9 protein-coding genes are annotated in these 15,725 nt (G+C 53.0%); 5 read left to right on the top strand and 4 right to left on the bottom strand.

Going from position 1 to position 15,725, the window contains the following annotated elements:
- The first annotated feature begins 7 nt into the window (after positions 1–7).
- The 4 genes from DDZ13_RS05575 (at position 8) to DDZ13_RS05560 (ending at position 11,155) form a co-directional block, all read left to right on the top strand.
- Positions 8–2,776, top strand: a complete 2,769-nt coding sequence (locus DDZ13_RS05575; protein ID WP_146209256.1) for a sialate O-acetylesterase family protein — start codon at positions 8–10, stop codon at positions 2,774–2,776.
- A gap of 126 nt (positions 2,777–2,902) precedes the next feature.
- The gene (locus DDZ13_RS05570) at positions 2,903–4,879 is read left to right on the top strand and encodes a hypothetical protein (protein WP_146209255.1); all 1,977 of its coding nucleotides are present in this window, start codon (positions 2,903–2,905) and stop codon (positions 4,877–4,879) included.
- A gap of 400 nt (positions 4,880–5,279) precedes the next feature.
- Entirely contained in the window at positions 5,280–6,821 is a 1,542-nt protein-coding gene (locus DDZ13_RS05565) for a hypothetical protein (RefSeq protein ID WP_146209254.1), read from the top strand.
- 287 nt (positions 6,822–7,108) lie between these two features.
- A complete protein-coding gene (locus DDZ13_RS05560; RefSeq protein WP_110130444.1) occupies positions 7,109–11,155 on the top strand; it encodes a beta strand repeat-containing protein in 4,047 nt (1,348 codons plus the stop codon).
- Between the two features lie 100 nt (positions 11,156–11,255).
- Here DDZ13_RS05560 and DDZ13_RS05555 read toward each other — a convergent pair whose 3' ends face one another.
- Complete coding sequence (locus DDZ13_RS05555) at positions 11,256–11,474, bottom strand: NAD(P)/FAD-dependent oxidoreductase (protein ID WP_199221056.1); 219 nt, start codon at positions 11,472–11,474, stop codon at positions 11,256–11,258.
- Between the two features lie 8 nt (positions 11,475–11,482).
- Here DDZ13_RS05555 and DDZ13_RS05550 point away from each other — a divergent pair, with 8 nt between their 5' ends.
- Positions 11,483–13,327, top strand: a complete 1,845-nt coding sequence (locus DDZ13_RS05550) for a recombinase family protein (RefSeq protein WP_146209252.1) — start codon at positions 11,483–11,485, stop codon at positions 13,325–13,327.
- 350 nt (positions 13,328–13,677) lie between these two features.
- Here DDZ13_RS05550 and DDZ13_RS05545 read toward each other — a convergent pair whose 3' ends face one another.
- The 3 genes from DDZ13_RS05545 to DDZ13_RS05535 all read right to left on the bottom strand — a co-directional run bounded on the left by DDZ13_RS05545 (position 13,678) and on the right by DDZ13_RS05535 (position 15,682).
- On the bottom strand, positions 13,678–14,301 hold the full coding sequence (locus DDZ13_RS05545; protein ID WP_110130442.1) for a hypothetical protein: 624 nt from the start codon (positions 14,299–14,301) through the stop codon (positions 13,678–13,680).
- A 22-nt stretch (positions 14,302–14,323) separates the two neighbouring features.
- A complete protein-coding gene (locus DDZ13_RS05540) occupies positions 14,324–14,977 on the bottom strand; it encodes a hypothetical protein (RefSeq protein ID WP_110130441.1) in 654 nt (217 codons plus the stop codon).
- Positions 14,978–15,115: 138 nt separating this feature from the next.
- Positions 15,116–15,682, bottom strand: a complete 567-nt coding sequence (locus DDZ13_RS05535; RefSeq protein WP_146209251.1) for a hypothetical protein — start codon at positions 15,680–15,682, stop codon at positions 15,116–15,118.
- Positions 15,683–15,725 lie beyond the last annotated feature (43 nt).

The following is a 15,725-nucleotide window of genomic DNA, read 5'->3' as shown; positions in this document are numbered from 1 at the left end:
TATGATTATGCACGCATCTTCCCATAAATTATTCGCGACTCTGTTCTTCCTGGGCGCCTCCGCCGTTAGTGCTCAGGCCGCGTCGATCAGCCATGATTCGTCGGTCCTGATCAGCAGCAACAGCGATTTCAAAGTATCCGTTTACGACGGCAAGGCGGGCTACGCCGGCACGGGCTCGACTTTCGGTGCGCTCAGCGGAAACTTCGGCGATTGCACGGTCGAAGCCTACGCTTTTCTGCATAACGCCACGACCGGTAAAAACGGTGAAATCGCGGCCTATGCTTCCTTCGGTCCCGCCATCACTTACGACTGTGCCGCCGTGACCGCCTTTGCGGAATTTGACCGTGGCGACGTCTGGACCACCAACAATCCCGGCACCGACTTCTCCGGTGGTGATGCCGCCAATTACGGAGTAAGTTTCGAGACCATCTCCGGAGGCTACGATGTAACCGGGACCATCGACATTTCACGCTTCACCTCCGGCACGGTTTACGTGCTCTGCGGTGGATTCGAGGATCCCTTTCAGGTCGATCTCAGCATGAGTGGCAGCGGGCAGTCCGATCTCGATGCCGGCTCCGCTTCGATCGATCCCGATCCGACCCGCAACATGTATGTGCTCGCTTTTTCTTTCGATAACGCCGACGGATCTTATGAAACGATCAGCTACGCCTACACCGGATCGAGCAGCGGTCGTGCCCGTTTCATGGGGGTGGTGGTCGATGCGGAGCGGGTCCCTGGCCCCGTGCTCGTGTCACCGGTTGCCGAAATCACGGTGCCCGGCCCCAGTGTGGAACTGACTTGGACCAATGATGTTGCCAACGTCGGCACTGACGTCTGGTCCGATGTCTGGGTCGGCACGGACCCCGAGTCCCTTACCATGGTGCAGGATGCCTCGGACTCCGAAGCGAACCTGACCCGCTTTTCTCATTCGCTTGCGGCAGCGGGCACTTACTACTGGCGGGTCGACAACTACCTTGAGGGTGCTCCGAGCGGGGCACCGGCCACGGGTGGGTTGGGCACTTTCGTAGTCGAAGACAGTGACGGTGACGCGCTTCCGGACGCCTATGAAGAACGGTATTCGGACGGCCCCCAGTCGATGGATGGCTCGGCCGATAGCGACAGCGATGGACTGAGCAATTCTGAAGAATTTCAAGCCGGCACCGATCCGACGGACGCCGACAGTGATGGCGACGGTCTGGAGGACGGAGCGGAACGCGCCGCCGGCACCGAGCCGACTCGAGCCGACAGCGACGGAGATGGACTGCTTGATGGAGCGAGTATCACGATTGACAGGAGCGATTCCCGCTTCGCCTCTTGGGCCGCCGAGGGGATTGTCTTCACGGAATATTCCGGTCAGCGTAGCTTCCGCGGCGAAGCTACGATTGGCACCGATCCGAAGAATGCGGACTCCGATCAGGACGGCCTCGAAGACGGGGTGGAAACCAATGATGGCGTCTTTGTGGATGCCAACGCCACCGGCACCGATCCGCTCGATACCGATAGTGATAACGACGGTGCCTGGGACTGGTATGAGGTAGCTGCCTCGCTCACCAACCCCAACCTGGAAAGCGAAAAGCCAAATATTCCCTATCCACTACCCGCGCCGGATGATGCGGACGATGGTCCGGTCAAAGTCTACATTATGGCCGGCCAGTCGAATATGGTCGGCTATGGCACGATTGCCGGTGACGGACCCGGAACTCTTGAGACCATGACCGGAACCGAAAACAAATTTCCCCATCTCGTTGCCGAGGGCGGCGGTTGGATGTCCCGCGACGATGTCCACTACCGCGGCGTGGTCGCGGCGACGGGCAAGGGGCCGCTGGCTCCCGATGTCTGGGGCGGCAATTTCGGGCCCGAACTGGGATTCGGCCAGGTGATGGGTTACCATCATGAGGAGCCGGTCCTCCTGCTCAAGTCATCTCAGGGGAACCGCGCCATCGGCTTCGATTTCCTGCCGCCGGGCAGCGAGCGTTACAAGTGGACGGACGGCAACATCTACGCGGGCTACGGCGACCCGTGGCGGCTGCATCCCGCCGGCGAATCACCGGAGGTCGCGGTTTGGTATGCCGGTAAACAGTATGACGACTGCTTCCTGGCCGAGGAAGACATGGGGCCGGCTGAATGGGTGAATGCCACCGACTATCCGAAACCAAGCTGGGCGACCCGTGGAGGCATGATTTACCTGTGCACCTCGGCGCATACGTCCAGTCCGGCCACCGAACCCGGGGTCGGAACCTCATGGCAGAAATACTGGAAAGAATATTCGATCTTCAATGCCGCCGACGTCCTTGATAACTTTGCCGCCGAATACCCGGATTGGGCCTCGCGTGGCTTTGAGATCGCCGGCTTCGTCTGGTGGCAGGGCCACAGGGACCAGTATAATGGGCCCTATCCTCCGCGCTATGAGCAAAATCTGGAGACGCTGATCAAGGCGCTGCGAAACGACTTTGAAACGCGCTACCCGGGCAGCGGGGCAGCCAACGCCCCATTTGTCGTGTCCACCATCGCTTTTGGTGGCGAAAGCTACGATCCGGAGTCGGCCTACGGCCAAATCTGGGCCGGACAGATGGCGATCGACGATCCATCCCGCCACCCCGAATTCGAGGGCAACGTCAAATCTTTCGATGCCCTGCCGTACTGGCGCGACGGTAAAGAGTCACCCAAGCCCAGCGGTGCGGATTTCCACTACAACCTGAACGCCGAGACCTACCTGCTGGTCGGCGACGCCGCCGGGCGTGCCATGATCGAGCTGCTGTTAGGAAATAGGAAATAGAATGGAATGAACCACGGATGGATGCGGAGGAACACGGATAAAAATCCGAGGTCCGGACGTAGCTAGGGTCTCCTCGAAACAGATCAAGGTTTTTTCTGAATCTGTAGGTCCGGAATAGCCGGGGAAATGCACAGTAAACAAACACCTAGGTTCTTTCTTATTTTACTATCACTATTTTGCGCCCGGGCCGTTGAATCCGCCGAGTCAGCTACCTTGCTGACACTGGAGTTCGGTGGTGACGGTCAGCATGAGGTGGAACTCGACGGCTACGGTACCTGCTTGAATGCCGATTGGGTGGCTCCTGATTTGAAGGGCGGGTTGGCTGCTGCGAATGCCCCCTATGTATCCCCCGCGATGCCTGAATACTATAACCTTCATGGTGGGCCGGTCGCCTACGTGCGCGGTACGGTACCGGAGCTCTCCGCCCGATTTCGTGCCCCTGAAGGCGCACAGTCTGATGTTCAAATTATCGGCGATGTGAGGGCGGAATTTCATGTCGGAGAGGGCAAAACCGAGCTTTACCAGACCCGATTTTCGGGAAGGGCAAAGAGGTTGAATGGTGAGTGGGTCGCCGATGTATTAAGCTGTCAGCACCCGCTTCCTGCCGAGATCGGTTACGCCGAAGCATTTACTATTCGCTGGCATTTGAAAACAGCCGATGGCAGTCCTTACGACGCCGGTGTTTCGACCGTGCCTCTCTACCTGCTTCGCGAGTCACCTGGGGAAGGGGTGCCCCTGCTGCACACGACGGTGAACCTGGCCTGCCGCGCAGCGGCCGGTTTGGAGGAGGATGCCGAAATTATTGATGCCGTCTGGCAACCCTTCGCGGCGCGGCATGTTCCGCGCGCTCGCGACGGACAAGCTCTCGCCTACTATGGCGCCTACCACAGCACGGCCGGGGATCTTCGGGGCCTGCTGGTGGCCGGTACCGGCCAATGCACGACCTGGGCCTTTTTGCAATACGCCGCGTTGGGCGCGATGGGGATCGATAGCGAGGTCATGATGGTCATGTCTAAGGGGAAAGGCGGGATAATGGTCCGCCGCTGGGCCCACCTCGATGGGGCCCGGTTCATCAGCAGCGGGCCGAATGGTATCTGCGAGACGACGGTCGCAGGTGATGACGAGCAAGCGATCGAGGTCGGTTCCGGTCGACCCAATACGCGAGCCGTTGAGGTGGTGCCTGCGAAATTTCAAAAAGATCAGCTGAAGGGGGATGACATTATTCGCGGACGTTCCTGGGGAAATTATCTCCTGACCGGGCCGGATGGCATCGTGCAAACCGAGTTGGATATGAATGACTTCCTTCCGGTGGTCCCGCTCGGTTTTGGTGTCGCCCAACAACGTGGCTATCAGATCACGGAGACTGAAGCCGAGGTCGTGGTGTCGGGGGACGACAGCCTGACGAGAGACGCCAATGGCAAAGGCTGGGTCCTGACCGGCCCCAACGGCATCCTCGAGACGACGCCACAGGACGGAATGAAGTCGGCGGCGATGGGGCGCGTGACGGTGTCACTGGGCAAGGGTTCGGCCGGTCTAAACCTGCATACCTATTTGCCACGGCGCAGATTTGCCCAGTTGCCCCGGAACACGGGCGGCGACGATTTGGTTCACGATGATTCATGGATCAGCACAGGCCCCAACGGGATCGTCGAGACGGCCGCAATCGATGGCGAAGAGCAGGTGATGCCCCTCGGAACAGGTGCGCCGGAGGTGCCGGTGATCGGACCGGGTCCCGATGGTGTGCTCAATACGGAACCCGCCGGCGACGACACGATTTTGGATATAAGTGACACGCTCAAACTCGCCGGGGAAGACGCCCGTTATCTGAGTCAGGTGAACATTTGGCCGCTTGCCGGCGTGCCCGGACAGAGGACGAGCAATCCCAAGCCGGGCTTTCCCAATCATGTCATTCTCAAGGTGGGCGAAACGATTTTCGACCCTTCGTACGGGACGGGTCCCTTTCCCGATCATGCCACTTGGGAGGAGGCTTCGCTTGCTGGCAGAAACGCGGCGATTAAGGATGCCGACGGCAAGAGAGTCGGCAGCCAGGCGGTGCGTGAGGGGCGTTTAAGCTATATGCAGAAGCTGTTATCGCCTCACTAATGTTGTGAATTTAAAGTAATCGACATGACGCAAAACGGAAAAGTAGTCGGGATGAATCGCCCCGGCTACAAAATATACCTCTCATAATATTTTATAAGAAACACATGAGCACTTCTGGAAACTTCGTTTGGGAAAGCAGGGCGTCTCGCCCTGCAGTGTTGTGCGGTGCGAGACGCCAATGGCACTATTTTAAAAGAGCTTTCGTTTGTAGAAGCGACACTCCTGTCGCTTTTTTGTCCGACCCGGCGGCGGTGGCCGCTGCAGACTTATTCTTTAGGTAGTGCCATTGGTACGAGACGCACCGCACTCCCGTTTTCCCGAACGGCCTGCAATCTCATTTGATGAAAACGTTAAACTCAGTAGGCTGGCCCGACTCAAAAAAGATAAACGAGTTCAAATTATGAAAACCCCATACACGTTCATCACTATCCCTCTCATGTTGCTTGCCGCCGCAGTCACCTTGCAAGGGGCCGTTCAGGACGAGATCAACATCAGTCTGGAGACCGTGCCGCAAGAGGTCGAGGCAGGGGAGGCGTTTACGATGATCTGGGACGTATCGTCAGATGATGCGCAAATTCTCGAAGTCTTTTTGGACTGTGGCGGCGCGATTGGTCCGGAACATGAGTGGGAGCACGACGGGAGCGGCGACTTCCGGAAGAGTGTCGAACACCGGGAGGCATCCCCCGGGATCAAAGAGTACGAACTCTGGGCGAAGCTCAAAAAGGGAGAGGAGTACCGTTTTCTAGGAGAGTCCTTCAAGGTTAACGTGACGCCCGAAGGTGGAGATAAGGAACTGGATGATTTTCTCTCCTGGATGAAGGCGGTCGGCTACTCGGAAGACGTTATTCAGGTCTATGCCCACGACGGGTCGAATCCAGTGGTCAGAAAATACTGGGACAAATATTTCGCCATGCGTGAGCAGGATTCGGACTACCGGGATCTCAAAACCATGCCGATTGTGTTCATTGACCTGCTGGCGACCGAGGAAGCGGCGGTGAACGAAACTTTGGAGGGCCAGGCGGGGAAGCTGGAGGATTATCTGAGCGAAATGTTCGGCAAAGCCTTCGATGTCCAGTACGAGCAGCAGCGTGTCGCGTATGAAGCGGAGTTCGGGGAGCCCCTGTTGCAAAAGAACAGCCGCGGGCAACGCTGGGTTAAATTTAATCCCAGGCCCCTCAACCGCTTTGCCCGCGAGACGGCCAAACGGATCATCGAGGAACGCGATTTACCACCCAATTCCGTGATCATCCGCTGGGCTCCGAAAAAATGGAAATACGAGGGGGAGACGCTCAAAGTGCAGGACCATACCGGCAGCGGCCCCGCCTTCTCAGGAATGGATTTCGGGGGCTACGGCATCGCGACCTACGCCCACGAGTGGGGCCACGGTCTTGGTTTGGGACACATGTTCACCATCGGCCCGGGTTCATTTGCCAGCCGGGCGTGGGGACTGGAATGTGTCATGAACCACAGCTATGTCGGGTATTCGAATCGTGAGGTGGGACGACTGCTTTCGCCGCTTCCGAGATACGCGCTGGAGCCCAAAGGCGGCTACACTGACCAAAAGACTTTTGCTGCCATTTACAGTGAGGCGATGGCGGGAACCGATCACCTGAAACGCCGTTTGAATGAGGTCGGACAGCCAGCCACCGCGGTTTCCTCAATGACCTGGTCTACGCCCTGGAGGGCTACGGACGTGGACTCGGTAATCTGTGCGGGTTACAAAAACCGTAAAATGGAGGTTAAAGAGGTCGAGCTGGCACCGGGTGTCGAAGCGGGTGTGTATACCCTTTTCATGGACGAAAAGGCGAGGCGCGGACCGGCAGTGGCCCGTAGATCTTTTAAAGGATGGCCGGAAGGTCGCTTCGGGCCGTATTGCTTGGCTGACGAAGGTACACCAGGAGAAGTCGTACTCACTTACTTTCAAGGATTACTTTTCACTTGAGATCGGGAAGCCCGAGGGGCACGGGGCCTCCACACTCGCTGGTATCGGCCAGTTGCTCAGCGACAAATCCTTGGTGGTAAGTGATTTGGGCATCGGATTGACGAAAGCGATCTGTGCCCAATATGATGACAACGTCTCGGCAATACGCCCGGTAGTTCATACCGCCTGAAAATTGAAGCCGCCGGTGATACCGCCGCCGGTGACTAATTTACCGGTCTTTTGAATTAGGCTAAAATGGTGTACTCAAAAGGACAGGTTGTAGATTTTTTTTCACTTGTAAAGTAGGTGTGAACTTCAAGCCTTCGGAAATGCACATTACCCTAACTCGTACCAAATTGCCTCTTTCCGTGGTAGCCATCGCGCTCTCTGCTGCGACCATCACAGTTGTTGCCCAAACCACTTACAACTTCAGCGACAACAGCGGTGGTTCTGAAGATTGGATAGACAGTACGAACTGGAGTGGCGGTGCTGTGCCTAGTACCGTGGCTGGCGACACAATCGAATTCAATCTGGGGCTGAGCACGGACCTTTTCTTTGATCTCAACTCGGATCGGACTTTCGGAAATATCACTGCACAGCTCGGCGGGTTTGATAGTAAAATAATGACGATTGTTGAAGGGTACACTATCACGCTTGACGGTGGAGGGTTTGGTACGCCGACACTGGATGTTGATGGGGGTGCTGGAGCCACACTTTATATGGATGCTTTGATCGCCGGCTCCGAAGGTTTCATAAAGACCGGCGGCAGATTGCTTGCACTTAACAATTTGAACAATAGTTTTACCGGGGACGTTCAGTTGAATCAAGGTGTACTGTTCGTTGCCGGTGATGGTGCATTAGGCGATGCCAGCAACGGCATTGACGTAACCGGAAATTCGTCACTTCAACTTGGCGATGGTGCAGTCCTGAATCGGGACATATTCCTGGACTCCGATACCACTCTTGATTTTAACCAAGGCAGTAATGATGTTGGAGTCATTGCCGGCGATATTTCGGGTGACGGCGGAATACAAATGAGCGGTGTGGGCTTTAGCGCATTCTACGACCTTACTCTCGAGAGTACGAACAACACGTTTACTGGAGATGTTGTTATTGGCGCAAGCAATGACGGCAACAAAAGTCTGACAGTAAACAGCCTTGCCGATGCCGTGGGCAGTACACTTGAAATCGCCTCGTCCAATAAGGGGAATGGTTTGAGATTTGCTCTGGGGACCGGTGCAACATCAGCTCTGGTTTTTGATAATCGCCAGTTGGTCCTTTCCGGAAACAAGAATAAAGACGTTACAATTGAGAATACGAACACGAACACCGATGTTACGATTAATATCAACCAGGACTTGCTCGTTACTCAGACAACGAGTCGTAATTTAGTCTTGGACGGGGTGAATGAGGGCAGAAATACAATCGCAGGGATTTCCGACGGAGTCGATGGTGCTGCTGATTCGATCAAACTCGTCAAGAACGGGGCCGGCACCTGGATCCTGAACGGGACAAACACTTACACTGGAACAACGACTGTAAATGATGGTATCCTGGTATTTGCGGATAAGAATGCACAAGCTAGCGGTGCGATCACAGCAGGTAATGCTGGCACGATCGGCCTGGGCGTTGGTGTCGATGGTGTTTCCGACTACTCCGATTCGGATGTGTCCACCTTATTCAATACTGGAAGCTTGGCTTTGTCCGGCGGCATGAATCTTGGATCTGGTTCAGGTGTTGCAGTCGATACGACTGCCGGGGATTTTACTCTTAGTTCCGCTTTAACCGCATCCCGCACACTGATCAAGTTGGGTCTCAACGTCTTGTCTCTTTCTGGGACAAATACGTATGACGGCGGCACCATCATCAACGGTGGTGTTGTGGAAGCTGCCTCAGCTGACGCCTTGGGAACACTCGGAGACATCACTTTCAAGGGTGGGGTTTTGCGCTTCACTTCAGCCAGCGCTGCTAACGACTACTCAAATCGCATTCAAAACAGCACTGGTGCAGTCTCTTTGGACACCAATGGCGAAGACGTAACTTTTGCCAGCATTATCGACAATACCAATACCGGCGGTCTCAATAAAGCGGGACTCGGCACACTGACATTGAGTGCTGCAAATACCTTTACAGGAGCTATTACAGTCGATGCGGGTATTCTCTCACTTGGAGACTCACTGGCCCTCCAGAATAGTGTACTTGATACATCAAACTTCATAACCGGTGACGCATCAAATGGTCTGAAAACAACTGTAACCACACTAACTTTGGGCGGCCTTGAAGGAACAAAGGATCTCGACAGCATCTTCACGACAACCTCGGGTGGCTATAGCGGTGTCACCGCACTCACTCTTAATTCTCAAGCCGGTGTATCCAGTTCATATTCCGGGGCGATTGCTGACGGTGCTACCGGCATGACGATTACTAAGGCCGGCTCGGGCTTCCAAACTCTTTCTGGTGCAAATACATACACCGGAGATACATCGATCAATGAAGGTATTCTCACCTTCGCCAACAAAGCGGCTAAGTCTTCCAGCTCCACTGTGAACGTTGCAGCGGCTGGCACGGTTGGTTTGGGTGCCGGCGGTGACGGCGTTACTGATTATTCGGAAACCGATGTCGCTACACTCTTCAATACCGGTAACTTGGGAGGTGCAACTGGAATCAATCTGGACGCAGCATCCGGTGTCGCTATTGATACATCAACAGGTGATTTTACTCAAAGCACAGCACTTACGGCATCGAGAGCTCTTTCAAAATTAGGGGCGAACACTCTGACGCTTTCAGGTACAAACACCTTCGATGGGGGCCTCTACATTGCCGAAGGTAAGGTGCAACTGGGCAGCACCGACGCGCTCAATAGCAACGTGGTGAATTTTTATGATGGTAGCACCGGAACATTCGCCTTGAATGGATATAGTGTTACCACCAACGGACTTGCAGGTAGCGCGAGTTCTTCTATCGTAGAAAACGGTAATGCAGGTGCAGCGACTTTGACTATCGCGGGTACCGGTCTTAACTACTCCGGAAATATTCAGGATGGTGCCGGAGGCGGTAGTTTGGCATTGTCTGTAAGCGGTGATCAGACCTTGTCAGGCGTTCTGAGCCATACCGGAGGGATTTCTGTTAGCGGAGGTAACTTGGCTATTCTCAACGAAGGCAATACTTTCTCCGGAGATATCAACCTGTCTGGCGGAGAACTAAGTTTGGCCTCGAATAGCGATGCTTCCAATATGCTTGGATCGAACAACACTATCAATTTCACAGGAGATGCCCAACTCAGTCTTGCTTACAATAGTACAGCTGCGGGTGATACTTACGAGCAAGGGATCAGTATTTCCGATGGAGTGACTGCAACCGTTCGTGGATCCAATCAGTTTTATCAAGCGAACTTTACCGGAGCACTTACCGGAAGCGGTACGCTCTTTTATGACTCGACTGGCGGTAATGGTGGCCAGTTCCTTACTTTCTCCAGTACCGATAACACATTTACTGGTACGATTATCACCAACTACGGTGGTAATGGAAATCAAGGTAATGCACCCGTTTCAGTGAATAGCTTAGGTGATGGAGTCAACCTGGTTTCCAACGGTACGAAGGATATGGACTTTACCTTGGGTAGCAGTGCCGTTGCTCCGATCACACTCGGCAGCCTGACTCTCAGCAACACTGGTGGTGCGAGGATTCAAAATAATAGTTCTGACGCAGCTAGCACAATCTCTGTGAGCTCGAACCTTGTTGTGAGTGCAGCAGGGGCAAAGACATTGATGCTCGGAGGTGACAACACGGGCGATAACTCGTTCAGCGGGAATATTGTCGACGGTACGGACGCGGTTATCAGTGTCGCAAAAACAGGTGATGGAACCTGGAACCTTTCCGGTACGAACACTTACACCGGGGCAACCGACGTAAATGGAGGTACGCTGTTCGTTAATGGTGACAACAGTGCTGCTACCGGAGCGGTGACCGTCAGCGCTGGGATAATCGGTGGTAACGGAACCCTTGGTGGAGATCTGATTCTTTCCGATGATGCGCAGTTCTGGTTCAATCCTACCAGCACTTTAATGACATCAGCCGGTACAACTGTCGACTTGGGCGATTTGGCAATAGCGGATTTGCTCAACCTTGATCCGAATCTCGCTCCGGGTACCTACACGATCATCGGTGGTGATGCGACGTTCGATTTCAGTTCTGTTCAAAACTTCGGTTCTGCCAACCAAGTTGAATTAGGTGAGAACTTCGCCTACTTCCAAGAAGGCAGTTTGCAATTGGTCGTTGTTCCAGAGCTATCTTCTTTTGCCCTCCTGTCGGGTTCCCTTGGGTTGATGTTGGTTATGGTACGTCGTCGCCGATAACTCACCTGAAGCGGCTATCCTGGGCTTCATTTTCAGGGGCTACTTACAAATGTAAGTGGCCCCTTTTCGTATCTATAAATCAGTGTCAAAAAGCTTCGGCTCATGTTTGAAAGAGGCTTTCGTTGTGGCCATCGCTTCCCCGGCAAGTCGTCCGCTCGTCCAGGCCGCCTGGAAGTTGAACCGCCGCTAATTCCATCATGTCCAGGCAGTCCCCGGCGAAGTGCAAGCCGGGCACAAGCATGCTCTCCATGTTTCGGAAAACGACTTGCTTCAACAGGACGCCGCTGCAGGTGACGAACTCTTCTTTATTGGTAATCAATTATACACTTGTATAAAATCCCAAGAGAATCCATTTATGAGATGATGAGGCAAGCCATTCTATATTCTCGATACTCATCCGCGCAGCAACGGCGGGGAGACACGATTCGCAGGCAGTTGGCTAATGGTAAAGAGTATGCCGAGAAGTTGGGCTTGGAGCTTGTTGAAATTACAGATGAAGGGGTCAGCGCCTACAAAAAGAAAAATAACACGAATAGTGGCAATTTGGGGACATTGTTGGCTGCTGCAGAGGAAGGCAAAATCCCAAACGGAACCATCCTCATAGTAGAAAGTTTGGATCGTGTGTCACGCCAATCTCCTCTGGATGCGCTTGATATTTTTAAGCGCTTTTTGAAGGCGGGCATGGAGATTCACACGTTGATGGATGGGCAGGTTTACACCTGGGAGACAGTCCAATCCAATCTCATGCTGCTGATGGGTAGCATCATGTATATGTCCCGTGCTTATGATGAATCCCGGCACAAGAGCAAACGCATCGGCGAAAGCATAAAGAAACGAAAGGAAAAGGTCATTTCCGGAGAAGGTATTTGGCTTGGCTCGAAACCTCATTGGATTCGCACTGTAGACGGGGAGGTGTGTGTTGACGAAGATTCGGCCGAAACTGTGCGTTATATCTTTAAACTTTATTTAGAGGGCTACGGGGCTTCTCGTGTTTGCAAGAAGATCAATGCTGAGGGTATTAAAAGCGCACGTGGAAGGAAATGGGAATACAAAGTGGTTCAAGACTTATTAAAAAACCCCGCTGTCTATGGTGTTCTGCGTATTTCGGGTGATGAAATTGAGAACTACTATCCTGCCGTTGTCTCCAAGGAGGATTTCAACCGTGCGCAGCATGAGAGGGCATTACGGACTCCGAAAAAGGGAAGAGCCTCAGTGAATCATAAGAATGTGTTTTCGGGCCTCCTGAAGTGCGGAAAATGCGGCAATAGCATGTACTTTACTCAGGTTGGGAGTGTATCACGAAATGATAAGCGTTACCATGCTTACAAATGCGGTACGAAAAGAAGTAGCCAGTGCGAAAACCCGAGCATCAAATTTGATATATTCAGGTCTATTTTTTTCAACTGGTTCAAAGACCTTGACTATACTGCGCTGAATAAGAGCGGTGAGGACACTAAGCTCATTGGTTTGCGTCAAAAGCTGGAATCCCAGCGTGGAGCATTGCTCGAAGTTAAGGAAAAAGAGGCTAACTGGATGAAGGCGATTGAAGCTGGGCTTGATATCAAAGCTGCGACCGAGAAAATTAACGCATTGCAGAGTGAAAAGAATGACTTGGAATTCGTCATAAAAGAGTTTGAACAGGAAATCTTCGCTTTGGAAAATGTGGCTCCCGTTGAACCCATAGAATTGGACGGCTACGAGGATTTCGATGCGGAACAGAACGACCGCCTGAATTATGTCCTAAAACGCCAAATTGATAAAATCACCCTGACGAGTGAGAAAATTACGGGTAAGATTTATAATCGCCTGATTCGAGTGCATTGGAAAAACGGACAGGTCTCCACGGTATTCATACAAAGGGGCGTTGGGGACTTGGAACGGGAAGTCTTATCGTTTGAGGAGGTCAGCGGACCAGTTAAGATATCCGGGCTAGAATCACTTGGTCAGCTCCCGGACCTGATGACCAATGTCGACTTTTATACTGAGGATGCCCATTCTGGAAATCTTGTTCCTATTCAGTCCAGAAAAGTGGAGCTTACCGAGAAAATGCTATGGGCAGCTTGTGAGAAGGCGGGGGTCCCACAGTCGGAGGCAAAGCGATTTGTGAAATCGGTACTCAAACTTTTCTACGCCGAGAATTCCGCACGGGTGAACTATTCTTCTCAAGGCTAGTATACGAATAAATCAGGATAGTCAGATGGACGAAGAGTGGGAAACCATCGCTGATCTTTTGGCTCCTGGTGTTGAGCGCACGCTTATGTCAGGCATTGAAATCTTTGGATGGTAACTTGTCTCTGAAAGAGTCTGTGGTTCAGAACGCTCGCCCTTTGCCCCCTGAGCGGGGACGAAGGGCGAGAGAACGACGGGTGATCGACTACCTCTGCTTTAAGGGTGCAGCAGCCCGCAATGAGATGGTCGAAGCCTCCGGGATCCCGAATTCCACCATCGGGCGGACCCTTCTAGGCATGCTTAGGGATGGCCAGCTAGTGGCGGATGGAGCTACAAATGGTCGAGTGTATTATTTAGAGGTCAAATAATACGAATAGACGGCCAGGTAAACGGAGGGCAGAGAATGCCATAAACTCTCCTGCGATTTTGTAGTTTCCGGTCTTTTGGGGATCGGCTTTGAGCTCACGCTGGAACTCCATCCAGAGCACTTCAATCAGTTCAAGCTGGTTTCCGTTATTGGCAAGGTCTTCAACAGTATCGAACATTCGCTCAGAGATGAGTATCAGACCCAGATAGCTCATTGGGCTCCCGCCCCAGATTTTTTGAGGGGACAGAAGGCGCCCTGTGTATTCCAAGGGCCGGGGATGAAGTGGTTGAGCACGGTAGATGAGGCCATCTTCGCTTAATGTCACGATCTCTCTTGTCTGAAGCGTGAGGTGAAGTCGTTTTGCCTCATCGGTACGGCCCGGTAATGTGTGTTCGATGGTAAGTTTCACATCGTGAATTTCAACTTTGTCGTTGGCGACGATGAAACGCCCCAAAGCGGGGGAGGCGAATGCATAGAGGATGTTGTCCTCGACGGGGGCACGTAAGTAAAAAATCACTTTTCCGAGCTGCCAGAGTTCAATGTTGGAGATGCGGTGGCTGAGGAGTTGGCCCTCGCCGCAGCGGTTGATGTCGATGTTAATTTCTTTCATATATTTATTTCTTTAATTGGGGTTAGAATTGGAGGCTGTAGGGCATCGGAACTTCGTCCGGCGAGTAGAACACGACACGACCGCAGAGGTGTTCGACCGCCGAGTATTTACCCACTGCTGATGTGATCGGTAGCTCGGTGTGTAGTTTGTGATATCCCGTTTTCGAGGCCTCCTGAAAGGCGTCCCAGAGGATCATAAGGGTGTGGTCGGGCGACAACGTTCCGAAATTATCAGCGATTCGTGAGACCGCATTTTCGGTCGCGGACATTCTGGCGAATGGATCGGTTTTAGATACGTTCCAAATCTCAGTCGCTGGTTTGTTTGGCGGGCCATGAGGCTCGGATGGGACAGGGCGTGTTGCATAAACCGAATCATCAGATCCCAGTATCGCAATCGTCCCGCTGGAGAGGTGTATGCGGATTTCGAATGGAATCGAGGTGGTATTGCTCACCGCTTCTGGTATGATTGTCACTATCTCCAGGTCGTCTACTCCGGTCCGCAGAGAGACTAAGAATCGAGACAATAAGCTCCCCTGGAATGCAAACGTGATTTGCTCAAATTCGCGGGGTTCGAATGCGTAAATATCGTCCTCGAAGCTATAAAGTGTGCCGTGTTTTCCGGAGAAGGTAATTACGCCCTCGTCGTGGTTTATTAGGGTGGTTGGAATTTTTTTCATGATGGATTTTGGTTTTTTGTTGTAGTTCTTGGCAGTGCGCCTTTCGTGCGGCCCGTGGAAGTGGGCCGCGGCGCATAGATGGAAAAGGCGGAGTTCTATATGAACTCCGCCTCGCCAAATTTTTTCTCTGATAGTAATTTATGCAGTGCGCTTTAGCCTTTTGTGCTGTGGGTTAGGTACTGACTCAATTAAAGCAGCGATTTCATCGTGGTGCTGTGCGATGAGTGTCTCTTGTATAAGCAAACTTGCGTTATATTTGGACAGCTTCGGCAATTGTTGCCTTGGTAGCATCAGGGGGTTGCTCAGCGCATGCATTTGTTGATGTGATGCTGAGGTTCGAAGCCCGACCCCGTAGCATGACGCGTGGGCAGGAAGTATGGCACCTGATTCAGATTCATCGTAATCGTTATCTAACCACCAAACCCCTTTCCTCATTTTAAGCTTCAGGACAGCACTGACTTTGGACATCAGAACAAAAAGACTGATGCATTTACCTCGGTCAGTTGCCTCGATGACGTGTGGATGCGGCAACAAGGTATATGAGGTATACCACCGCATACAAAATGCACCAGGGTGTGGATAAACAGTTGAAAAGGTGTTCGTCTGATCAGACAAAGCCTTGTGATTTTGGATAGTTCGCAACCGGGCTAAAAGCTCAGGTGCGATGGTAGGTGTCGAGTATCTCGACGAGTTATAATTGGTCATGATTATGTGATTTTTAGGATGCACGCGTCGCGTGACTCTCCCC

The organism is Coraliomargarita sinensis, from assembly GCF_003185655.1.
Classification (GTDB): Bacteria; Verrucomicrobiota; Verrucomicrobiia; order Opitutales; family Coraliomargaritaceae; genus Coraliomargarita_B; species Coraliomargarita_B sinensis.
Note: the sequence above shows the minus strand (reverse complement) of the source record. Positions and strands in the feature narration are given on the sequence as shown.

Excerpts from the sequence above, each read along its gene's own strand:
- DDZ13_RS05565 (WP_146209254.1), top strand. The coding sequence starts at position 5,280 with ATGAAAACCCCATACACGTTCATCACTATCCCTCTCATGTTGCTTGCC.
- DDZ13_RS05570 (WP_146209255.1), top strand. The coding sequence starts at position 2,903 with ATGCACAGTAAACAAACACCTAGGTTCTTTCTTATTTTACTATCACTA.
- DDZ13_RS05545 (WP_110130442.1), bottom strand. The coding sequence starts at position 14,301 with ATGAAAGAAATTAACATCGACATCAACCGCTGCGGCGAGGGCCAACTC.
- DDZ13_RS05540 (WP_110130441.1), bottom strand. The coding sequence starts at position 14,977 with ATGAAAAAAATTCCAACCACCCTAATAAACCACGACGAGGGCGTAATT.
- DDZ13_RS05535 (WP_146209251.1), bottom strand. The coding sequence starts at position 15,682 with ATGACCAATTATAACTCGTCGAGATACTCGACACCTACCATCGCACCT.
- DDZ13_RS05575 (WP_146209256.1), top strand. The coding sequence starts at position 8 with ATGCACGCATCTTCCCATAAATTATTCGCGACTCTGTTCTTCCTGGGC.